Genomic DNA, 22,561 nt, shown 5'->3' with positions numbered 1-22,561 from the left:
TCAGTGGGCCTCGCCGGTCAGCGGATCGTTGTCGTGGCGGATGTGCTCGGCCGCGACCGCGGCATCGCGACGCACCTTGCGGGTGCGGTTGCGGTAGTACTCGTCGCCGCGGCGATCGAGCAGGTCGTACACCACCGGGATCACCACCAGGGTCAGCAGGGTCGACACCAGCAGGCCGCCGATCACCGTGATCGCCATCGGCGAACGCACTTCCGCGCCCTCGCCCACCGCGACCGCGAGCGGCAGGAAGCCGAACAGCGTACACAGCGTGGTCATGATGATCGGACGCAGGCGCGAACGCGCGCCTTCGATCAACGCCTGCTGCTTGGGCACGCCTTCCTCGCGCAACTGGTTGACCTTGTCGATCAGGATGATCGCGTTCTTGACCACCAGGCCGACCAGCAGGATCAGGCCGATGAACACCACCACCGACACCGCCGAACGGGTCAGCAACAGCGCCAGCACCGCGCCGACCAGGGCCAGCGGGATGGTGAACAGGATCACGAACGGATGCAGCAGCGATTCGAACTGCGAAGCCATCACCAAGTAAACGAGGAAGATCGCCAGACCAAATGCGAACAACAGCGAATTGATCGACTGCTGCAACTCCTCGCCCTGGCCGCCGATGTGCATGCGCACCTCGGGGTTCAACGGCTGCTCGTGCACCATCTTCTCGACTTCGGCGACCGCGCCGCCCAGGTCGATGTCGCGCAGGTTCGACGACACGATCGCCACGCGCACCTGATCGGCGCGGTGGATTTCGCTGGGGCCGCTGGTGGCGACCACGTCGGCCACCGACTCCAGCGTCACCGGACGGCTGCTGTTGGGATTGACGATCAGGCGGCGGATGTTCTCGATCGAGGCGCGATCGGATTCGCGCGCGCGCACCAGCACGTCGATCTTGCGATCGCGGAAGCTGTAGCGGGTGGCGACGTCGCCGCGCACCTTCTTGACCACGATATCGGCGATGTCGCGCGTGGCCAGGCCGAGCGCGCCGGCGCGGTCCTGGTCGAAGCGGATCTGGATCTCGGGGAAGCCCTGCTCCACGGTGGATTTGACGTCGGCGAAATGCGGATTGGCGCGCAGCATCGCCGCCATCTTCTGGCCGGCGCGCTGGATGGTTTCCAGGTCCTGCCCGCGCAGCTCGATTTCCAGCGGCGTGGAGAAGCTGAAAAGCTGCGGACGGGCGAAGTCGACCTGGGCGCCGGGATGCGCCTGCATGGTCTGGCGCAGTTTTTCGGTTTCGGCCGCCTCGACTTCCTTGCTGCCGCCGTCGGCCATCACCACGGTGATCTTGCCGATGTTCTCGCCGCTCTCGGTCGGATTCGCATCCAGCCGCGTGCCGCTGCCGCTCACGCCGAACCAGGCATGGATGCCCGGGTCCTTGGCGTGCTTTTCCTGGATCTCGCGCACCAGCTTGTCGGTTTCGCGCAGCGGCGTGCCCGGCGGCAGCTTGACCGTCATGTCGAAGCGATCCTGCGCCAGCTGCGGGATCAGGTCGGCGCCGAGCAGCGGCACCGCCGCCAAGGTCAGCGCGAATGCCACCGTGGCCGCGCCGAGCACCAGCCAACGGCGACGCATCGCCGCCGGCAGCAGTTTCAGATAGCCGCGTTCGGCGCTCGCATACGGCGCCATCGCCAGATCGCTGGCCTTGCCCATGACCGGGCCGACCACCTTGCCCAGGCCGCGCCAGATCCGCACCACCAGCCAGGCCAGGCCGAAGAATCCGCCGCGCGCGCCGGCGCCGACGCCGCGACCGACCGCCGCGACCGGCTTGGCGAGCTTGGAGTCCGGGTGCCATTGCGGATGCGGCGCTTCTTCCTCGAAACCGAGCGCCGGGCGGCCCTTGAGCGCGCTGAGCATCGGGATCAGGGTCATCGACACGATCAGCGAAATACCGATCGCCAGCGCCACGGTCAGCGCCTGGTCGCGGAACAACTGGCCGGCGATGCCTTCGACGAACACCAGCGGCAGGAACACCGCGATGGTGGTCAGGGTCGAGGCGACCACCGCCATGCTCACCTCGCGGGTGCCGGTGACCGCGGCGTCGAGAATGCCGAGCCCGCGTTCGCGCGCCTTGGCGATCGATTCGAGCACCACGATCGAGTCGTCCACCACCAGGCCGGTGGCCAGCGCCAGGCCGCCGAGCGACATCACGTTGAGGCTAAGCCCCAGGCGGTCCATGAAGAAGAACGTGGCGATGATCGACACCGGCAGCGACAGGCCGATCACGAACGTGCTCCAGCCGTCGCGCAGGAACAGGAAGATGATCAGGATCGCCAGCAGGCCGCCGATCACCGCGTCCTTCTTGACGTCGCTGATGGCGTGGCGGATGAACTGCGATTGATCGTCGATCGTGGTCAGTTCCACGTCCGGCGGGATCTGCGACTTGATCTGATCCAGCCGCGCCTGGATCGCGTCGGCGGTGGCGACGGTGTTGGCGTCGCCTTCCTTGTAGATCGCCAGCTCGACCGCTTCGGTGCCGGCCAGGCGGATGATCGCTTCGCGTTCCTTGAAGCCCTGGCGGATTTCGGCGATGTCCTTCAAGCGCACCGGCTTGCCGCCGGCCGGCGTGGTCTGCTCGCCGGTGTTCGCGCTCTGCACCGAGGCCGCGGCGGCCATCGCGTCGGCCGAACCCGAGGCCGCGGCGACCCGCGCCATTTCCGCCGCCGCATCGGCCGCGGCGTTGCCGCCGGCCTTCTGCGCGGTGACCAGCATCTCTCGGATTTCCGCCACGCTGGAAAATTCGTTGACCGTGCGCACCAGATAGCGCTGCGCGCCTTCTTCCAGGCGACCGCCGGAGACGTTGATGTTCTCGGCCTTGAGCCGCTGGATCACGGTGTCGATCGGCAGGTTGAGCTGCGAGAGCTTCTGCTGGTCGATGTCGACCTGGATTTCGTCCTCCAGGCCGCCGCCGACCTTGACCGCGGCGACGCCTTCGACCGGTTCGAGTTTCTTCTTCAGATCGTCGTCGGCGTAGCGGCGCAGCGCGGTCAGCTGGCGGATCGCCTCGCTGTCGCTGGCCTTGTCGCCGCCCTTGGTCGACAGCGCGATGCGCAGGATCGGCTCGGTCGAGGGATTGAAGCGCAGCAGCACGGGCTTCTTGGCCTCCAGCGGCAGCTGCACGATCTCCATCTTGTCGCGCACCTCCAGGCTGGCCTGGTCCATGTCGGTGCCCCAGGCGAACTCGAGCACCACGTCGCTCTGGCCGGTGCGCGACACCGACTTGAGTTTGCGCAGGCCCTTGACCACGCCGACCGCTTCTTCCAGCGGTTCGGAGATCAAGGTCTCGATCTCGGTCGGCGCCGCGCCGGCGTACTCGGTACGCACGGTCAGGGTCGGATAACTCAAATCGGGCAATAGATTGACCTTCAGGCTGTTCAGCGCGATCAGGCCGAACAACAGGAAGGTGATCGTCACCATCGCCACGGTCACGCGGCGACGGGTGGAAAACTCCACCAGGTTAAAGGACGTCGCGTCCGGAAGCTGAGCCACAGTCAGTCCCCACGTTCAATAAGTAGTGCGAAGGACGCGGCCGTGTGCGGCCGCGTCGGGGGCGTGATCGCCGGTTTACTGCTTCAGCGGAGCGGTCGCGTTCGCGCTCGCGGCCACTTCCTTGGGCTTGGCGGCGTTGATCGGCAACACTTCGGTGCCTTCGCGCAGCGCGGTCTTGCCGGCCACCACGACCTGGTCGCCGAGCTTGATGCCGTCGCGGACCTCGGCCCAGGCGCCGTCGAGGTAGCCCAGCTTGACCGCGACGCGCGCGACCTTCTTGCCGCGCACCACGAACACCGCCGGATCGCCTTCGTCGTCGAGCAGCGCCGCGCGCGGCACCACCAGCGCATCGGCGCGGTTGTCGTAGTCGATGCGCAGGCGGCCGAACATGCCCGGCTGCAACACCCCGGCGCCTTCGAAGCTGCAGATCACCCGGAAGGTGCCGCTGCCCGAATCGACCACCGGGGCGACCCGGTCGACCTTGCCGGTGAAGCTCTTGCCGGGCATCGCGTCGACCAGCATCTGCACCGGCAGGCCGGCCTTCAAAGTCGCCAGCTCGCGCTCGGGCACGTTGAGGGTGGCCTCCAGCTTGGAGGTGTCGACGATGCGGATGATCGGCGAATTGATCTGGACGAAGTTGCCGGTCTTGATCGAACGCGAGGCGACCACGCCGGAAATCGGCGCTTCGACCTTGGCGTAGGACAGTTCCAGGCTCGCCATGCGGTTGGCCGCGCGCGCGCTTTCCAGGTCGTAACGCAACTGGTCGGCGTCGTTGGCGCTGAGCAGGCGCTGCTCGGCCATCTGCCGGGCGCGCGCGTAGTTGGCCTCGAGCTTGCGCATGGTCGCGTTGGTCTGCGCGGCCTGCTGCTCGGCGCGGGCCGAGTCCAGCCGCACCAGCACCTGCCCGGCCTTGACGAACTGGCCTTCCTCGACCATCACGTCGAGGGCGACGCCGGAGGTCTTGGCGACCACCTGCGATTCGGCACGCGCTTCCAGCGGTGCGGTACCGGTATAACTGGCGGCGATCGCGCGGCGGCTGGCCGCGGCGACCTCGACCGGCACCGCTTCCGACGCCTTGTCCTTGGCCTCCTTGGCCTGCGCCTCGGCGGCGCCCGCTCCGCCCTTGCAGGCCGACAGTCCCATGAGGCAGGCCAGGGCCAGGGCGGCGATAGCCACCGTGCCGCGCACTGCCGGACCGCCCTTGCGGTTGTTGGTGAGTTGACGCATTCGAGACGACCCCAAGCTACTAAAGTTTTTTCGTCGGTTTCCGGTCGTATGCCGGTGTTGTATATAGGTATATCACCAGCCCCCAAAGCCAACATCCGCCGAAGGTCATGATGACTGGAGCCATGGATTTATTCTGAGGCACGGTGCGCGCGGACGAGGTGCGTCGCGCGCGCCGCCGTGTCGTGCGGCGCAAATCCACGCCGGGCCCGGAGCGTCCGGAAACCGGCGCAAGTATGGATGCGCTCAAGGACGGCTTCGTTGCAGTCGTCTGCCCAGCTATACTCGGCGGCTTGTGCGCGGCTCCGGCCCCGCAGAGCCAGCCACCACCTTTCGCTAGCCATTCGAGATTGCGGACTACGACATGATGCGACCGCTGACGATCGCCGCCTGCTTTGCCCTGACCCTGGCCGCCCTGAGCGCACATGCTCAGCCCCAGGATCCCGCCAAGGCGCCGGCTTCCACCCCGACTGCCCCCACTCCGACGGCTCCGGCCGCCGCCCCGGCCGCCGCGCCGTCTTCCAAGGGCAACGCCGAAACCGGCCGCCAGCTCACCTACACCTGCCAAGGCTGCCACGGCGTGCAAGGCTACAAGAACGCCTACCCGAACTATCACGTTCCTAAGATCGTCGGCCAGTCGCCCGAGTACCTGGTCAGCGCGCTGACCGAATACAAGAAGGGCACGCGCAAGCACCCCACGATGCAGGCCCAGGCGCAGAGCTTCTCTGACCAGGACATCGCCGACATCGCCGCCTTCCTTTCCAGCGCCAAGTGAGCCGCCTCATGACGAATCCCAGCTTCTTCAAGCGCGGCCTCGCCATCGCCTCGCTCGCCCTGGCCCTGGCCGCCTGCTCCAGCGGCGAAGTGCCCGCCGGCCATTCCTCGGCCGACCGCAACGAAGGCCACACCAAGTCGTCCTCGGGCCTGCCGGCCGGCAACATCGCCGCGGGCGACAAATTCGCCAACGCCAAGCGCCCGCCGACCAATCAGGCCTGCGTGGAATGCCACGGCACCAACGAAGACGACAGTCACCCGATCGACCCGGTGACGCCGCGCCTGGCCGGCCAGTACCACGACTACCTGGCCCACTCGCTGCAGATGTACCGCGACGGCGACCGCGCGCACCCGCTGATGTCGTTGCAGGCGAAGGATCTGACCGACCAGCAGATCGCCGACGTGACCGCCTACTTCGGCTCGCTGCAGAGCGACAAGCTGCGCGATCTGCACGGCGTGCATTGATCCATCGGTGGATCGGGCGCGCGGCTGGATCGCGCGTTTGGATCGCGCTGCTGAAAACGGCCCGCATTGCGGGCCGTTTTTGTTTATGCGGTTATTGAATGGCTCAACCCAGACGTGGGACCCGCTGCTAGGTCCAGTCGTCACAGCATTTTTCACGTGCGACGCTCCCCTCTCCTACCGTCATGTCGGCGAACGCGGAAACGACGAGCAAAGGCCATTCAACCTGCAAGCCCAGGCTTCATATATCGACATTTCGCCATCGAATCGTCCAGCAACCACGTCCTCCCCTACCGTCATTCCCGCGAACGCGGGAATCCAGTGACTTTGACGGAGCAATGGAAACGACGTGACCTGCATGCCCGCGCAAAAGCCACTGGACTCCCGCCTTCGCGGGAATGACGATCCAAAGCGGCTCAGTCGACTTACAGGCAAGCACCCAAACGCGGGAATGACGAGCAAATGCGGTTCGCTCGACTACTGGCAAGTACGCAGAAGTGGCGACACGCGCGAAATTCAAGGCCCCGACTTCAGCGGCGCTCTCCTAACCGCCCCTCAAGCTCAACCCCTCACCCACCCGGCGGCGGCCTGACGCTGCCGTTGTCTTCCTGCAGATGCGGCTTGAACGGGATATCCGGCGGCGGGCGCGCTTCGGCCGGCTGGTCGTTGAGGTTGGGATCGTCGATGCCGCAGCCGCCTCCGGCCATCAGCAGCACCACCGAGCACTGGATGCGCTTGCCGGTGCCCGGGATCGGAATCAGCACCGTCTGCACGCTGCGCCGCACCCACTCGGCCAGCAGGGTTTCGTTCGGCCGCCAGTATTTGTCGAGCGCGGTCGCTTCGTAGTCGGTGGGCTTGCGCCGCAGCCAGGTGCCGGCGCGGTCGAGGTCCTTGATCTCGGCGGTGATCGTACCCGGCGGCTTGCCCGGCGAGGCCGAACCCGGCGCGTCGGCGATGCGCGGGCTGCCGTCGCTGTTGTACAGGCCCGGGCTGTCGCCGCGTTGCGCGCCGGGACGATTGCGGTTGGAGCCGCCCCAGTCGTCGTCGGTCTTCAGATTCGACCAGGTGCCGGGCGCGCGAGTTTTCGCCCGGCCCCCCGGCGCCGCTGCGTCGTCGGCCGCGAGCGGCGCGACGCGGGCGCTGGAGCGCTAGCACTGGGATTGGCGCTGGGTTTTGTCGCCGCGGCGCTGGCTGAGCGGCGGCCGGCGAACGCGACGGCGTCGATTGAACTGGCTGGCACGAGGCGTCGCAGCGGGCCGCGGAAGGGCGAAGACGTGCCCGCGCGGGGCGCGCGCGGCGTCGCGACCTGCGGCGTGGGAATCTCGGCGATGCGCACCTGCGGGGTCGTGGTGCGCAATTGCGGCGCCGCGATCGGTTGCGTCGGCAGTTCGCGCACCTGCAATTGCGGCAGCGGCGCCGGCACTTCGCGCACCGCGACCTCGCGCGGCTGCGCGTTCACCGTCGGCGCGGCGATCTGCGGCCGCGGCAGTTCGCGCGACAGCGGCTGCACCGGGGTCGGCACGTCCTGGGTCGGCACCGGCCGGGTCGCGATCTCGATCTGCGGCACCCGCGGCGTGTCGTCCAGGCGCTTGCGCGTGGGCGGCAGCACGAAGATCTGCGGCGAATCGGGCACGTCCTTGCTGACCATCACCGGTTGTTCGACCGTCGGCGGCGGCAGTTGCGGCTCGGGCACGTCGCGTTGCGGCACGTCGGGCACGCTCGCCTGCAGTTCCGGCACCGGCGGTGCGCTGACCGCGACCTGCGACGGCGGTTGCGCCGGTTGTGGCGGCGCCGGGGTGGAGGGCGGCTGCGGCGGGGTCGGTTCGGTCTGCGGCTGATCGGAGGGTTGCTGCGCGCCGCCGCCGGGGTCCTTGGGCGTGCCGTCGCCGATGTATTCGATCATCGTCACGTCCTCGCCCTGCGGCGGCGGACGGGTGGCGAAGAACTGCAGGTACATCAGCCAGATCAGCGCGGCCGCGACGAAGATATGCCACAGCACCGAAAACGTGGCGGCCACCCAGCGCAGGCGACGGTCCTCGCGTTCCGGAGGCTGCCATTGCTGGCGCCATAGGGTGGCAAAGGCCTGCCAGCGCGTGAGATTCGCCGCGCGCCGCGGCGGCGAGGCCAGCGGTCGCTGCGAGAGCGTGGCGACCATCGCCTCGGAGGTCGCGCCGACCACCGCGCCGGGGCGCTCGCCCAACGAGTCGAACCACTGCTGCCAGCCCGGCGGAAATTCACCCGGGGCGGGCGACTCACGACGCAGCGACAGCCGCAACCGGCGTTGCAGGGCCTCGATGAGCGATGCGGCGGTGGGCATGGGCGCTGCGCCGCGCGGGCGTCAGGCCGCGGTGTCGCGGGGAATGTACGGCGCGTCGCCGGTCTCGTGATCGGTCGCGTCGCGCACCGCGGTCACACCCGGCACCTTGGTCATCAAGGTGGTTTCGATGCCCTGCTTGAGGGTCACGTCGGCCATGCCGCAGCCCTGGCAACCGCCGCCGAAGCGCAGCACGACCACGCCGTCGGCGGTCACTTCCTGCACCGACACGTTGCCGCGGTGCTGGGCGAGCTGCGGATTGACCTCGTGCTCGACCACCCAGCGCACGCGTTCGACCAGCGAGGCCGAATCGGCCGGCGCTTCGCCCTTGATCTTGGGCGCGCGGATCTGCAACTGGCCGCCGGTGGCCTTGTTTTCGTAATCGATCTGCGCCCCGTCGAGGTACTTCACGCTGTCGGCGTGCAGCCACAGGGTGAAGCCTTCGCAATCGATCGCCCATTCGTCGCCGACCAGATCGGCCGGTTCGGCGAACTCCAGGCGCACGTCGGCGCGCGGCGTCCCGGCATGCACCGCCGACAGCCGCACGCCCAGGCCCGGCAGGGCCTCGCGCTCGATCAGTTTGCGGAAGTGCGTTTGCGCGGATTCGGAAATATTGATCATCGGGCTATTCTAGCGGGGTCAGTGCGGCGCGTAGCTGTGCCTGCATCCTACGACCGTCGGCGATACGATTCCGTTCATATGGAGCCGCGCCGGCGCAAACGCAACGCCGCCGCGCTCGCTGCAGGCCGCCAGGAGTCATCGCATGAACGATCTGATCCCCCTTTCGCAGGCCCACTGCATCGCCCGCCGCGGCAGCGAGCACCGGCTCAGCGAAGCGCGCGTGCGCGAACTGCTGCCGGAAGTCCCCGGCTGGGAGCTGGCCGAGGACGGCCACGCCCTCACCAGAACCTTCCGCTTCGACGATTACTATCGGACCATGGCGTTCGTGAACGCGCTGGCCTTCATGGCCAACCGTGAAGACCACCATCCCGATCTGGGCGTCCATTACGACCGCTGCGTGGTGCGTTACTCGACCCACGACGTCGGCGGACTGAGCGAAAACGACTTCATCTGCGCGGCGAAGGCCGACGCTCTGACAGGTTGATCGCCATGAACCTACTACCCCGCAGTCTTTTCATCGTCTCCCCGCGCCTGGGCGCGCTGCTCGCCACCGGACTGCTCGCGGCGCTGGCCGCCGGTTGCGGTCCGCGCGACGCCGACCAACCGATCATTCCGTCCACCCCGCTGCGCGCGGTCGACACGCCGCCGCCGGAGTACCCGATCGAAATCGGCTGCGATCAGATCGGCGGCAAGGTCGTGCTGCAACTCACCGTCGGCCCGGAAGGCAAGCCGACCAAGGCCACGGTGCTGACCAGCAGCAAGACCCAGGCGCTCGACGATGCCGCGCTCAAGGGCGTGCAGCGCTGGCGGTTCGAAGCGGCCACCCGCAACGGCAAGCCGGTCGCCACCGACATCCAGGTGCCGGTGACCTTCAACGCGCCCGCGTCGCGTCCGGAGCATTGCGGGCCGGCCTGAGGCGACGCGCGCCGTCCGCACGCCGGCTTGGGGGAGCTATCGGAATGCAGGGTTTTCGTCGTCTGAGCGGCTTGGCCTTGCTGCTGCCGCTCTCGATCGCCTGCTCTGTGGACGCCTATGGCCAGGTCGCCGAGGATCCGGTGCCGATAACGCCGTCCTACTACGACGACCTGCCCCGCCCGCCGCCGTCAACCACCTATCCGAACAACCTCCAGCGCCGCTCGAAAGCGCATCGCGACCGGCCACCGAAGTATCCCGAGGCCGCCGCCTGCGCGGGCGTGGAAGGCACCGTCGTGTTGATCCTGACCGTCGACATGCAAGGCAAGCTCGTCGACAAGCAGATCGAACGCAGCAGCCGCCATCCCGAACTCGACCGCGCCGCGATCGAGGCCGCGGGCCAGTGGCGTTTCGACTATGAAATCCGCAACGGCGAGCCGGTCATGTCGAGGCTTCGGATAGCGGTGGACTTCGTCAAGGGCCCGACGCCACCGAGTTACTGCGCGCCGCGCATCGAGTTGCGCAAGCTCGGCAGCGACAAGACGAGCGGGCAATTCGCCTCCAGCGATGCCATCGAGGCCGACCTCACCCAGTACGCGTTTGCTCCCACTCCGGTCGTGGCGAGTTGGCGACGCGTGGCCGCGAACGGCCAGGCCGGCGTCACCATCCACCAGCAACGCCTCAGCCTGAAACCTTCCAAGGCGCGCCAGCATTCGCGTTTGCGGTTGCCCGCCGGAACCGTCGCCGGCAGCTACCTGCTGGAGGTCGCGATCGACGGCCAGCCGATGCCGCCGACGCGCTTCGAGATCAAATGAACCGCCGCATCGCGACACTCACCCCAGGCGGTCCAGCACCTCGACCAGCTCCGGCGCCAGCGGCGCATTGAGCGAATACGGCTCGCGTCCGCCGTCCAGCGCGAACTCCAAAGTCGAGGCATGCAGGAACAGGCGACGCAGGCCGAACTGGTCGCGCAGCTTCTTGTTGACCTCGGGCTCGCCGTATTTGTCGTCGCCGGCGACCGGATGGCCGATGTGCTGGGCATGCACGCGGATCTGGTGGGTGCGGCCGGTTTCGATCCGCACCTCGCAATACGACTGCCCGCCGCGCCGTTCCAAGGTCCTGAAATGACTCAGCGACGGCTTGCCCTCGCGATGGACTTGGACGTGGCGCTCGCCGCCCTGGCGCAGGCCGATGTGCAGCGGCGCGTCGACGCTCATCACGCCCTCGGGCATGCGTCCGGTCACCAGCGCCAGGTAGCGCTTGGCGATGCCGCCGTCCTCGCGCATCAGCGCCTGCATTTCGGTCAGGGCCGAACGCTTCTTGGCCACGATCAGCAGCCCGGAGGTGTCGCGGTCGAGCCGATGCACCAGTTCCAGGGTGTGGCCCGGACGCGAGGCGCGCAGGGTCTCGATCGCGCCGAAACTGATCCCGCTGCCGCCATGGCTGGCGACCCCGGACGGCTTGTTCAGGGCGAGCAGGCGCGCGTCCTCGAACACGATCGCCGCGTCCAGCGCGTCCATGAAGCCCTTGGGCGGGGTCGGCTTTTCTCCGGTCTCGTTGAGACGAACCGGCGGGATCCGCACCTCGTCGCCGGCCTCGAGCTTGCGCTCGGCCTTGGCCCGGCCCCCGTTCACGCGCACCTGACCGGAGCGCACCAGCTTGTAGATCAAGGACCTGGGCGCACCTTTGAGTTGGCCCAATAGAAAGTTGTCGAGCCGCTGGCCATCGCGGTCTTCGGGCACGCGCACGGTGTGGGCACCGGCATTACTGGAGTTTGCTGACTGGGTCATCCCGAAGCGTTATCTGTTACACTCGCGACGCGAGATAAGGTTTTGATTTCGCTGGGAGTTGTGCCAGTCGTCCGCCTCAACAGCGTGCGGCCCGGTACGGGGCCGAAAGCCCCTCCCGCGATTCCGGTCCGCGTCTAACCACTGCCCACGGGGTAGCCATGTTAGCAGCGACGGACCGGCGGAACCGGCCTTCGCCCGATGGGTCAAACCATCGCGATGAACAACCGTGCGGCGCCAAGGCCCCTCAAAGAAGAGTTGGCTCGAAGCTGCCGCCGCCCGCCCCGAGCGACGTTCGCGTCGCCGGCCCCGATAGTTTTTGCATAGGTAAGAAGCGCTCCCGCGGCGTGCCGTGGTGATGTAGCGCTGGTAGTGGAGGCTCGCCGGCGCGCGGGCGGCCCGCACACGATGCGGCCGACGATCGCGACGGCGTGGCCTCAGTTCCCAGATAGCGAAACGCCATGGCGTTCCGCGCGGTAGAGCGCGCGAGGAACGCAACAATGAAGCGCATGCTGATCAACGCGACGCAGGCAGAAGAACTGCGCGTCGCCATCGTCGACGGGCAGAACCTGTACGACATCGATATCGAACAGCCCTCCAAGGAACAAAAGAAGTCCAACATCTACAAGGGCCGCATCACCCGGCTCGAGCCTTCCCTGGAAGCGGCCTTCGTCGAATACGGCGGCGACCGTCACGGCTTCCTGCCGCTGAAGGAAATCTCCCGCGACTACTTCCAGCCCGGCGTCGACCATAACAAGGCCGGCCTGCGCGAAGTCCTGCGCGAAGGCCAGGAGATCGTGGTCCAGGTCGACAAGGAAGAACGCGGCAACAAGGGCGCCGCCCTGACCAGCTTCATCTCGCTGGCCGGCCGCTACATGGTGCTGATGCCCAACTCGCCGACCGCCGGCGGCGTCTCGCGCCGGATCGAAGGCGACGACCGCGCCGCGCTCAAGGAGGCGATGGACAAGCTGCAGATCCCCGACGACATGGGCGTGATCATCCGCACCGCCGGCGTGGGCCGCGACGCGGAAGAGCTGCAGTGGGACCTCGACTACCTGCTGAGCATCTGGAAGGCGGTCACCGACGAGGCGCTGAAGAAGCCCGCGCCGTTCCTGCTGTACCAGGAGTCGCGCCTGATCATCCGCGCCCTGCGCGACTACATGCGCCCGGACATCGGCGAGATCCTGGTCGACACCGACGAGATGTACGCCGAAGCGCGCGAGTTCGTCGAGCAGGTGATGCCGCACAACCTGCGCAAGCTCAAGAAGTACGCCGACGAAACCCCGCTGTTCAACCGCTTCCAGATCGAATCGCAGATCGAGAACGCGTACGAGCGCACCGTGCGCCTGCCCTCCGGCGGCGCCCTGGTCATCGACCAGACCGAAGCGCTGACCGCGATCGACGTCAACTCCGCGCGCGCCACCAAGGGCGGCGATATCGAAGAAACCGCGTTCAACACCAATCTGGAAGCGGCCGAGGAAGTGGCCCGCCAGATGCGCCTGCGCGACCTCGGCGGCCTGGTGGTGATCGACTTCATCGACATGTCGTCCAACCGCCACCAGCGCGAAGTCGAGAACAAGCTGCAGAACGCGCTCAAGCAAGATCGCGCGCGCGTGCAGATCGGCCGCATCTCGCGCTTCGGCCTGCTCGAACTCAGCCGCCAGCGCCTGCGCCCGTCGCTGGGCGAATCCAGCCAGCTGGTGTGCCCGCGTTGCGACGGCCACGGCCGCATGCGCAGCGTCGAATCGCTGTCGCTGTCGATCCTGCGCGTGGCCGAAGAGCACGCGATGAAGGAAAACACCGGACAGGTGCTGGTGCAGGCCCCGGTCGAGATCGCCAACTTCCTGCTCAACGAAAAGCGCCGCGCGCTGACCGAGATCGAGCTGCGCCACGATTCGCCGATCGTGATCGTCGCCGACGACCAGCTCGAAACCCCGCACTACGAAGTCACCCGGGTGCGCGAGAACGAAATCGGCGAAGAGACCACCAAGCCCAGCTACCAGCGCGGCACCCCGCGCAAGCTGCCGGTGCATGCGCTGACCAAGGCGCATCTGAACATTCCGGACGCGCCGGCGGTCACCAACGTCAAACCCCTCCAGCCCGCGCCGCTTCGCGAACCCCGCGAGCCGTCCGTGGCGGTGGCGCCCGTCGCCGCCCCGGCGCCCGCCCCGGTCGCCGCGCCGACCCATTCGGTCGGCCTGGTCGAGCGCATCCTGCGCATCTTCCGCGGCACCCCGCAGCCGACCGTGGCCCAGCCCGAACCGGCCGCGCGCAGCAGCGAAGGCCGTGGCGGACGCAACGATCGCAGCGACCGCAACGGCCAGCGCCGCGGCGAGAACCGCAACGGCAAGGGCGGCCGCGACGGCGCCCGCCGCGACGAGCCGCGTCGCGACGAGGCCCGTCAGGAGTCGCGCCGCGACAAGCCGCAGCAGGCCAACGCGCCGGTGCAGGTCCCCGCGGCCGCGCAGGCGCAGCAGCCCAAGCAGAAGCAGCCGCAACCGCAGCAGCCCAAGCAGGCCCAGCAGCCCAAGCCGCAGCCGCAAGGCAAGCCCGAGCGCGAGGAACGCGCCGCGCAGCAGGCCAATGGCAACAACGGCCAGACCCCGCGTCCGCCGCGCGAGCCGCGTCCGCCGCGTCAGGACGCCGCCGCGAGCGACAGCGTCGCCGCAGCGGTGGTGCCGGCCGCGATCGCCGCCGCCTCGGCCAACGCCGGTGCGCCGGTCGCGCCGCCGGTCGTGAGCGACGACGCCGCGATCAAGCTCGATACCACCGCTACCGAAGCCACCGTGGCCGAAAACGCGCACGCCGAAACCCATGACGGCGATGCCGGCACGGCGGCGGGCGATACCGGCGAAGGCAGCGGCCGTCGCCGTCGCGGCCGTCGCGGCGGTCGCCGCCGTCGTCGTGGCAACGGCGAAGCCGGCGCCGCGGGCGAAGGCGAAGGCCAGAGCCAGGACGAGAACGGTTTCGACGACGAAGACGAAGCCTCCGGCGAGCCGGGTTCGGCTCCGGCGGCCGCGAACCGCTCGCAGCCGGAGTTCGATTTCGACGACGAGTCCGGCGCGCAGCCCGCCCCGGCCGCCACGCCCGCCGCCGCGGCCGCGGTGGTCGCCGCCACGGTGAGCACCGCCGCGAGCAGCGTGTTCGCGCCGTCGAACCCGAGCGAAACCCGCAGCGAGCCCAAGCCCTCGTTCGAGAACTTCGACCACGCCAAGCCTGCGGACGTTAAGCCCGCGCCGGCCAAGGCTCACGCCGAAGTCGAACGTAGCGACGCCGAACCGGCCGACACCAAGCCGGCCAGTGCGTTCGCGGCACCGTCGACCTCGTTCGTGGCGCCGCAGTCCGCGTTCGCCACGCCGGCGACTTCGTACGCCACGCCGGCGTCCGAGCCGGTGGCGCAGATCACGCCGGCCCAGGCCGCGGTCGAGTCGATCGAACACGCCCAGCCCGAACCGATCGTGGTTACCGGGCAGGCCGTCGCGGCGCAGACCGCGGCGCCGGTGCAGGCACAGGTCGTCGACAACGACGAGCCGGCCTCGGTGGTGGTCGAGCCCGAAGTGGTCGAACCGACCCGCATCGCGCCGCCCGCGGCGATCGAGCCGACCGTGGTCGAGCCGGTCGTGGTCGAACCCGTGGCGGTTGCACCGGTCGCGGTTGAGCCCGTGCCGGTCGAACCGGCCCGTCCGGCGCCGTTCGCGGCCGAACCGTCGGCAAACCATGTGGCCGAGCCCGTCGTGTCGGCGCCCGAGCCGGTCGTCGCGGACGAGGTCGTGACCTCCGCTCCCGCGGCGGTCGAACCGGTCGTGGCAGCGGTCGAACCGGCCAGCTCGGTCGAAACCGCGGCCGTCATCGAGACCGCACCTGCGGCCGCGAGCACCGAGTCGATCGAACCGGCCTCGCCGCTGACCCCGCGCACCGGCGGTCTGTTCGACACCCTGCCCCACCCGGCCGAACCGGCGCAGGCCGATGCGGCGCAGGCCGCGGTCGAAGGCGAGCAAGGCGCCGAAGGCGATTCGAACGACGCCGGTCCGGACGACCACCACGAGCGTCGCGCCTGATCGCGCCGTTCGCGGATCGAACGCAGTAGACGGAAAACCGGCCGCGCGAGCGGCCGGTTTTCTTTTGGGACGAACGCGGCGACGAATGCGCGCATCGCGAAGATCGAACTGCCGCCGCATGCTTGCGCCGGCCTGTGCGATCACACGGTCGCAGCTTGCGCAGCTCCTACAGGGGGCTTCGGGTCACAACGCCTGATCGGGTCAGACTGTAGGAGCGGCGCAAGCCGCGACCGCGGAACTCCCGGCCACGACGCAATTCCTGGCCACGACGCAACGACACGCCGCCGGCGCCGGTACAAATCGCAACCGCCAGCGCTCATCGCGAAGATTCGACTACTGCAAGATTCGGCTACTGCACGCTTACGCCGGCTCACGCGATTTCGCGGTCGCAGCTTGCGCAGCTCCTACAGGGGGCTTCGGGGTCACAACGCCTGATCGGGTCAGACTGTAGGAGCGGCGCAAGCCGCGACCGCGCAACTCCCGGCCACGACGCAATTCCTGGCCACGACGCAACGACACGCCGCCGGCGCCGGTACAAATCGCAACCGCCAGCGCTCATCGCGAAGATTCGACTACTGCAAGATTCGGCTACTGCACGCTTACGGCGGCTCACGCGATTTCGCGGTCGCAGCTTGCGCAGCTCCTACAGGTGGCTTCGGGGTCACAACGCCTGATCGGGCCAGACTGTAGGAGCGGCGCAAGCCGCGACCGCGCAACTTCCGGCCACGACGCAATTCCTGGCCACTACGCAACGACACGCAGCCCGCACCGGTACAAATCGCAACCGCCAGCGCTCATCGCGAAGATTCGACTACTGCAAGATTCGGCTACTGCACACTTACGCCGGCTCACGCGATTTCGCGGTCGCAGCTTGCGCAGCTCCTACAAGGGGCTTCGGGGTCACAACGCCTGATCGGGCCAGACTGTAGGAGCGGCGCAAGCCGCGACCGCGCAACTTACGGCCACGACGCAACTTCCGGCCACGGCGCAACTCCTGGCCGCGACGCAACGACACGCAGCCGGTGCAGGCACGAACCGCGGCGGCACTTTTTTGCCACAACCCAACGCGCATCCCCGCGCAAACCCTCAAAGCGAATGCGCCGGATCCGCCAGCCCGTACTGCGCCGCCAGACGCGCCAGCGCGATGCTGTCGTTGATCGCGAGTTTCTCGAACAAGCGCGTCTTGTGGGTGTTGACCGTCTTCGCGCTCAGGCTCAGGCGCTTGGCGATCTCTTCCTGGCGGAAGCCCTGCACCAGCAACAAGGCGATTTCCAGCTCGCGCGAGGACAATTCGTCGAACGGCGACGCGCCGCCGTCGAGGTTCGACAAGGCCAGGTTCTGGGCGATATTGCTCGCCAGGTAGCGCTTGCCGCGGGCCACGTCGCGGATCGCGCGCAGCAGTTCGCTGGCATCGCCGCCCTTGCCGACATAACCCGATGCGCCGGCTTCGAGCAGACGCTTGGGCATCGGCCCGTCTTCGAGCACCGAGACGATGATCACCCGGGTGCCGTGATCGCCCTTGACGATGCGCTCGGTGACTTCCAGACCGCTGACGCCGGGCAGGTGCAGATCGCACAGCACCACGTCGGGCTTGAGCTTGCGGATCTGCGGCAAGGCTTCTTCACCGCTCTCGACATCGCCGAGTACTTCGATATCCGTCTCCGCCGACAGGATCATGCGCATGCCGGTTCGCACCAGAGCATGGTCGTCCACGATGAATACACGGATGGTCATACGGTCCCCAGAAAACACGTTCAGCCAACGTAAGCGAGGCTACGCGGCAGTATGAAACCGCGCAAGGCGTTGATATTTATTGACTCAACGGCGCTGCCCCGATGCCGCATAAACTCCGGCTTCGCCTACGCGAAAAAGCATCCGTGCCGTGCAAAGTCGATCGCCTCGAATGATCTGCGTCACAACCCGGCATAGGCATGCCGCAGTTGCCAGCGCTGACACGCGGTAATGGTATCCGAGTCGCGCCGTTCAAACCCGACTACAGCCGAGAATGGCGGAAAACCGGTGCTTCGTGTCGGTTACGCGGCAATCGGCCGATATCGGAAAACCAAACGCGCGCCGCGTGAAGATGCGATGCGCGTCGCTTTTTATCGAGACGCAGGCGACGCTTTCTCAGGTAAGTTCACGACCGAAAACGGCCGGCAGCTCGATGGCACGCATGCCATGCTGGCCGCACGCCCCTGACCCGTATCCGGAAATCCATCCATGAGCCGTCCGCAAACCGAACTCGCCCGCCAGTTCCATGGCCTGCACCACGACGGCCTGCTGCTGCTCGCCAACGCCTGGGACGCCGGCAGCGCGCGCATGATCGAAAGCCTCGGCGCCAAGGCGATGGCGACCACCAGCGCCGGCGTGGCCTGGTCGCACGGTTATCCCGACGGCGACCTGCTGCCGGTGCGGCGGCTGGTCGCGACGGTCGCCGACATCGTGCGCGCGATCCAGATACCGCTCACCGTCGATGCCGAAGGCGGCTATTCGGACGATCCGACCGCGGTCGCCGAAACCGTGTCGGGCCTGATCGACGTCGGCGCGGTCGGCATCAACCTGGAAGACGGCGACCAGGACCCCGATCTGCTGTGCGCCAAGATCGAACACATCAAGCGCGCGAGCGCGCGCCTGGGCATCGCGCTGTACCTCAATGCGCGCACCGACGTGTACCTGCGCGGCCTGGTGCCGCCGGAACAGCGCGTCGAGGCGACCCTCGCCCGCGCCGCTCGCTATCGCGCCGCCGGCGCCGACGGCCTGTTCGTGCCCGGCCTGACCGACGAAGCGCAGACCCGCGCGATCGCCGGCGACGCCGGCCTGCCGCTCAACCTGCTCGCGCGTGCGGCGCTGCCGTCGGCCGAGGTCCTGCGCAGTTGGGGCGTGCGCCGCCTCAGCGCGGGTTCGGATATCGCCCAGTCGATGTACGCGCGCATGTCGACGCTGGCCAGCGGTTTCCTGCGCGACGGCGATTCGCGGCCGCTCGCGGCCGAGGCCACCGCCTACTCGCAACTCAATGCCTTGTTCGAAGGCCGTTGAGGCGATAGGCGCGGATACGTTGCGACGATGGCATTCGCATCTGCCCGCCAGCGTTGAGGAAAGCACCGGCAACGAATGCGTCGCATCGCGATGAGGCGATGCATTCGTTGATTTTTCGCCGTGCATGCGGCGGCATGTCTAGCTACATCCGACTATTTCGCCGCGATCGGCGCCCACGTACCGTGCCGCCCAAGCTGGCGCGGCGACGGATCGCACGGTACGCCGTACAGTGAAGACACCACGGTTCAATGGATGGACTTGCGGAGGATTGTCATGAGCGATCCGGACACTGCGGCGACGGACGCCGCGCAATGGACGAAGCAACAAAAAGACTTGTGGGAACGCTTGCGCGAGCATCGTTTCGACGAACCCGGTTCCGACGAATTCGCGCTGCGCGTGGCCAAGGACGCGCGCTTGCACCTCGACGATGCGAAGGCCGCGATCGAGGAATACCGGCGCTTTTGCTTTCTCGCGGTGGCCGCCGGCCATCCGGTCACGCCGAGCCAGCGGGTCGATCAGGTCTGGCATACCCACATCACCGACACCCGCGGCTATCAGGCGTTCTGCCAGCAGGTGCTCAAGCAGCCGCTGCACCACGTGCCTTCGCGTGGCGGGGTCGCCGAAGACCGGCGCCATGAAGCGCAATACGCCGACACCCTGGACAGCTACCGACGCTATTTCGGCCCGCTGCCCGAACGCATCTGGCCGGACGCGCGCATCGCCCAGAAAGTCCGCGCGCTCGGCGCGGGATCGCAGCGCGAACCGTCCAACAGCCTGCGCTGGCTGGTGCGCATGGGGTCGATCACCGCCATCGCCTACATCCTGCTGGCCTCGTATTGCGAACGCCTCAATCCATTGCACTGGACCGGCGGCGCGTTCCTGCTGTGGTATCTGACCTTGATGTTCGCCTCGCTGCGCCTGAGCGGCTGGCTGCTGCGACAAGGCGGCGATCACGGCGACCGCGCCGCGCGCAAGGCCGAACCCTGGGAACTGGCCTACCTGGCCGGCGGCGCCAGTCGCGTCGCCGACGCGGTCGTGGCCGAGTTGCTGGCGCGCGATCTGGTCGTGCTCGAATTCGACCGCAAGGACCTCAACGCGGCGCGCTACAACGACCAGGTGTGGCTGCGGCCGCAACCGCCGATACCGGCGCAGATGGACGCGCTGCCGCCGATCCTGCGCGAAGCGATGGATACCATCATCGCCTCGCGCAAGAACCTGTCGCACATCCTCGGCCTGCTGCGCCAGAAATACGAACACATGGACGAAGAACTGCAGCGCGTCGGCCTGGCCAACACCACCGAGCAGCGCTTCAAGGCCAAGCTGTGGTCGCTGGTGCCGCCGGTGGCGGTGATCGTAGTGGGCCTGAGCAAGATCATCATCGGCCTGCAGGGCGATCATCCGGTCGCGTTCCTGGTGGTGCTGACCGTGCTGATGATGCTGATCACCCTGGTGCGCATGGCGATCCCGGCCGAGGCGATCAGCCGCGCCGGCGAATGGGAGCTGTTCCGCGCCCGCCGCCGGGCGAACGAAGCGCCCGGCGATGCGATGACCTACGTCGCGCTGATCGGCCCCGCGGCGCTGATGGGCACGCCGCTGGACAGCTACAACCTCGTGCGCGAGCCCGGCGGTCATGGCGGCGTGGGCGGCGGCGATGGGGGTGGTGGTGGCGGCGACGGCGGGGGTGGCGATGGCGGCGGCGGGGGTTGCGGCGGCGGCTGTGGGGGTTGCGGCGGCAGTTGATACCGCTGTTTGGCTCTCTGCAGCTCGGTCCAAGCCCGTCCGGCCCGAGCCGTCGAACCCTCGGTCATCCCGACGCCGGCAGCCTGTCCCCACGGCATCGCGGGGACAGGCTGCTTTTGACTCTTCCGATCATGCCGCCGGATTGATGGCGAGCGGTTGCGAGCGGCTCATGTTCGAGCAAGCGCGCACTCGTTCCAGGAGGCTTCGATCCACTCGCGCCGAGCCGCCGGATCAGAACGTCCCCGCCGTCGGCCGCACGATCACTTCGCTGACATCGACATCGGCCGGCTGTTCGATCGCGAACGCGATCGCGCGCGCGATCGCATCGGGCTGGATCGCGATGCGGCGGAATTCCTTCATGCCCTGCGCGGTGGCCGGGTCGGTGATGGTGTCGGCCAGTTCCGACTCGACCACGCCGGGCGAAATCGTGGTTACCCGGATCGTGTCGTGCTCCTGGCGCAGGCCGTCGGAGATCGCCCACACCGCGAACTTGGTCGCGCAGTACACCGCCCCGGTCGGCACCACGTAATGCGCGCCCAGGGACGCTACGTTGATCACCTGACCCGATCCCTGCGCCTGCATCACCGGCAAGATCGCGGCGATCCCGTGCAGCACGCCGCGGATGTTCACGTCGATCATGCGATTCCATTCGTCCAGCTTGAGCGCGCTCAGCGGCGACAGCGGCATCACTCCGGCGTTGTTGACCAGCACGTCGACGCGGCCGAATTGCTGCTGGGCGTAGGCGACGAACGCGGCGACATCGGCCGCATCGGTGACGTCGAGCAGGCGATGGCGGACCGAGCCGCCGGCGGCGGCGATGGCCTGCTCCAGCGCCTGCAGGCGTTCGCCGCGGCGCGCGCCGATCACCACGTTGGCGCCGCGCTGCGCCAGCAGCGTCGCGGTCGCTTCGCCGATGCCGCTGCTGGCGCCGGTGATCAGTACGGTCTTGCCGTGCAACGAGTTGGAAGTAGTCGTGCTCATGTCGGTGTCCTCGGTTCGGATGGCGGACGCGGGTCGTCCGGCCTGCGGCGAACTTTGGGGACCCGCGGCCTCGCGGCGATAGCACGATCGCCGCGCACTCTTGCACGATCCTCCAGACCCACCCGCGAAGGCTTGTCCGGCCATCGCCGCGCGCGGATCATCGCCGCATCGGGCCGATCGGCAGAATTTGCTGAGAACCAGGGCCCGCACCCCACCGAGGCGATGTTTCCGTCATGAATCCCGCACACCTGCTCGCCCGCACGATTGACCGATACTCCGACGGCGACGGCCTGCACCCGACCGCGTTGCCGCGGGTGCAGCTGATCCGTTGCAGCCGCCCGGTCGATGCGCTGCACGAACTGCACCGGCCGGCGGTCTGCATCGTCGCCCAGGGCCGCAAGCGGGTGATCCTCGGCGACCGCATCTACGAATACGATCGCCAGCGCTACCTGGTGGTGTCGGTCGACGTGCCGATCATCGGCGAGATCGTTCACGCGAGCGACGACGAACCCTACCTGTGCCTGCGCATCGACCTCGACCCGGCGCTGCTGAGCGCGCTGTGGATCGAATCGGGCCTGCCGCCGGCGATCGAGACCGCGCCCGGCCCCAGCCTGATGCTCAGCGATGCCACCTCGGATCTGCTCGACGCCGCGGTGCGGCTGTTGAACCTGCTCGACACGCCCGCCGACATTGCGATGCTGGCGCCGCTGATCGAACGCGAAATCCTGTATCGCCTGATCAAGGGCGAACAGGCCGCGCGCCTGTACGACATCGCCCACGGCGAAAGCCGCAGCCGCCAGGTGCATCGCGCGATCGACTGGATCAAGCGCAATTTCCGCGAACCCTTCGACATGGCCGAACTCGCCGCGCACGCGCGCATGAGCCCCTCGGCCCTGCATGCGCATTTCAAGACCGTCACCCGCATGAGCCCGCTGCAGTATCAGAAGCAACTGCGTTTGCAGCAGGCGCGCGGCCTGATGCTGGGTCAGGCGATGGACGCGGCCAGCGCCGGCCACGCGGTCGGTTACGACAGCCCCTCGCAGTTCAGCCGCGAATACGCGCGCCTATTCGGCGCGCCGCCGCTGCGCGACGTGGCGCGACTGCGCGAGATGCCGGCGAGTTTTCGCGGCGCTTGAACCGCCTCGCCGCGCGCGGCG

General features: G+C 68.0%; 17 protein-coding genes. 9 read left to right on the top strand and 8 right to left on the bottom strand.

Features of this window, described 5'->3' with window-relative positions; genetic code table 11:
- A complete protein-coding gene (locus tag KME82_RS10725; RefSeq protein ID WP_252255794.1) occupies positions 1 to 3,501 on the bottom strand; it encodes an efflux RND transporter permease subunit in 3,501 nt (1,166 codons plus the stop codon).
- A 69-nt stretch (positions 3,502 to 3,570) separates the two neighbouring features.
- On the bottom strand, positions 3,571 to 4,722 hold the full coding sequence (locus KME82_RS10720) for an efflux RND transporter periplasmic adaptor subunit (protein ID WP_430538814.1): 1,152 nt from the start codon (positions 4,720 to 4,722) through the stop codon (positions 3,571 to 3,573).
- 364 nt (positions 4,723 to 5,086) lie between these two features.
- Between KME82_RS10720 and KME82_RS10715 the strand changes: the two genes are divergently transcribed.
- Together KME82_RS10715 and KME82_RS10710 are read left to right on the top strand one after the other, a co-directional pair.
- Complete coding sequence (locus tag KME82_RS10715) at positions 5,087 to 5,494, top strand: c-type cytochrome (RefSeq protein WP_215499037.1); 408 nt, start codon at positions 5,087 to 5,089, stop codon at positions 5,492 to 5,494.
- Positions 5,495 to 5,502: 8 nt separating this feature from the next.
- On the top strand, positions 5,503 to 5,958 hold the full coding sequence (locus tag KME82_RS10710; protein WP_215498489.1) for a c-type cytochrome: 456 nt from the start codon (positions 5,503 to 5,505) through the stop codon (positions 5,956 to 5,958).
- 566 nt (positions 5,959 to 6,524) lie between these two features.
- Here the strand turns inward: KME82_RS10710 and KME82_RS10705 are convergent.
- The 3 genes from KME82_RS10705 to KME82_RS10695 form a co-directional block, all read right to left on the bottom strand.
- Entirely contained in the window at positions 6,525 to 6,740 is a 216-nt protein-coding gene (locus KME82_RS10705; RefSeq protein WP_215498488.1) for a hypothetical protein, read from the bottom strand.
- Between the two features lie 266 nt (positions 6,741 to 7,006).
- The gene (locus KME82_RS10700) at positions 7,007 to 8,272 is read right to left on the bottom strand and encodes a hypothetical protein (protein ID WP_215498487.1); all 1,266 of its coding nucleotides are present in this window, start codon (positions 8,270 to 8,272) and stop codon (positions 7,007 to 7,009) included.
- A gap of 21 nt (positions 8,273 to 8,293) precedes the next feature.
- Positions 8,294 to 8,890 (bottom strand): NfuA family Fe-S biogenesis protein, encoded by a 597-nt coding sequence (locus KME82_RS10695; protein ID WP_215498486.1) that lies wholly within the window; start codon positions 8,888 to 8,890, stop codon positions 8,294 to 8,296.
- Positions 8,891 to 9,032: 142 nt separating this feature from the next.
- On the opposite strand from KME82_RS10695, the gene KME82_RS10690 reads away from it, so the two are divergent.
- From KME82_RS10690 to KME82_RS10680, 3 genes are all read left to right on the top strand, one after another.
- The gene (locus tag KME82_RS10690) at positions 9,033 to 9,374 is read left to right on the top strand and encodes a 4a-hydroxytetrahydrobiopterin dehydratase (RefSeq protein ID WP_031371686.1); all 342 of its coding nucleotides are present in this window, start codon (positions 9,033 to 9,035) and stop codon (positions 9,372 to 9,374) included.
- Positions 9,375 to 9,379: 5 nt separating this feature from the next.
- The gene (locus KME82_RS10685) at positions 9,380 to 9,805 is read left to right on the top strand and encodes an energy transducer TonB (RefSeq protein ID WP_215498485.1); all 426 of its coding nucleotides are present in this window, start codon (positions 9,380 to 9,382) and stop codon (positions 9,803 to 9,805) included.
- Between the two features lie 71 nt (positions 9,806 to 9,876).
- On the top strand, positions 9,877 to 10,617 hold the full coding sequence (locus tag KME82_RS10680; RefSeq protein ID WP_215498484.1) for an energy transducer TonB: 741 nt from the start codon (positions 9,877 to 9,879) through the stop codon (positions 10,615 to 10,617).
- 18 nt (positions 10,618 to 10,635) lie between these two features.
- Here KME82_RS10680 and KME82_RS10675 read toward each other — a convergent pair whose 3' ends face one another.
- Complete coding sequence (locus KME82_RS10675; protein ID WP_215498483.1) at positions 10,636 to 11,592, bottom strand: RluA family pseudouridine synthase; 957 nt, start codon at positions 11,590 to 11,592, stop codon at positions 10,636 to 10,638.
- A 497-nt stretch (positions 11,593 to 12,089) separates the two neighbouring features.
- Between KME82_RS10675 and KME82_RS10670 the strand changes: the two genes are divergently transcribed.
- Positions 12,090 to 15,647, top strand: coding sequence for an Rne/Rng family ribonuclease (locus KME82_RS10670; protein WP_215498482.1), 3,558 nt, complete (start codon positions 12,090 to 12,092; stop codon positions 15,645 to 15,647).
- 1,086 nt (positions 15,648 to 16,733) lie between these two features.
- On the opposite strand, the gene KME82_RS10665 is transcribed toward KME82_RS10670, so the two are convergent.
- A complete protein-coding gene (locus KME82_RS10665; RefSeq protein ID WP_215498481.1) occupies positions 16,734 to 17,381 on the bottom strand; it encodes a response regulator in 648 nt (215 codons plus the stop codon).
- A gap of 486 nt (positions 17,382 to 17,867) precedes the next feature.
- On the opposite strand from KME82_RS10665, the gene KME82_RS10660 reads away from it, so the two are divergent.
- Positions 17,868 to 18,683, top strand: coding sequence for an isocitrate lyase/PEP mutase family protein (locus tag KME82_RS10660; RefSeq protein WP_215498480.1), 816 nt, complete (start codon positions 17,868 to 17,870; stop codon positions 18,681 to 18,683).
- Between the two features lie 273 nt (positions 18,684 to 18,956).
- Positions 18,957 to 20,423, top strand: coding sequence for a TIGR04222 domain-containing membrane protein (locus tag KME82_RS10655; RefSeq protein WP_215498479.1), 1,467 nt, complete (start codon positions 18,957 to 18,959; stop codon positions 20,421 to 20,423).
- Positions 20,424 to 20,654: 231 nt separating this feature from the next.
- Here the strand turns inward: KME82_RS10655 and KME82_RS10650 are convergent, their stop codons facing one another.
- Positions 20,655 to 21,404, bottom strand: a complete 750-nt coding sequence (locus KME82_RS10650; protein ID WP_215498478.1) for an SDR family oxidoreductase — start codon at positions 21,402 to 21,404, stop codon at positions 20,655 to 20,657.
- 233 nt (positions 21,405 to 21,637) lie between these two features.
- Between KME82_RS10650 and KME82_RS10645 the strand changes: the two genes are divergently transcribed.
- Positions 21,638 to 22,540: an AraC family transcriptional regulator gene (locus tag KME82_RS10645; RefSeq protein ID WP_215498477.1), complete on the top strand. Its 903-nt coding sequence runs from the start codon at positions 21,638 to 21,640 to the stop codon at positions 22,538 to 22,540.
- Positions 22,541 to 22,561: the final 21 nt, after the last annotated feature.

The sequence above is a fragment of the Lysobacter capsici genome (genome assembly GCF_018732085.1).
Classification (GTDB): domain Bacteria; phylum Pseudomonadota; class Gammaproteobacteria; order Xanthomonadales; family Xanthomonadaceae; genus Lysobacter; species Lysobacter capsici_A.
This window is presented reverse-complemented; position numbering and strand designations above follow the sequence as displayed.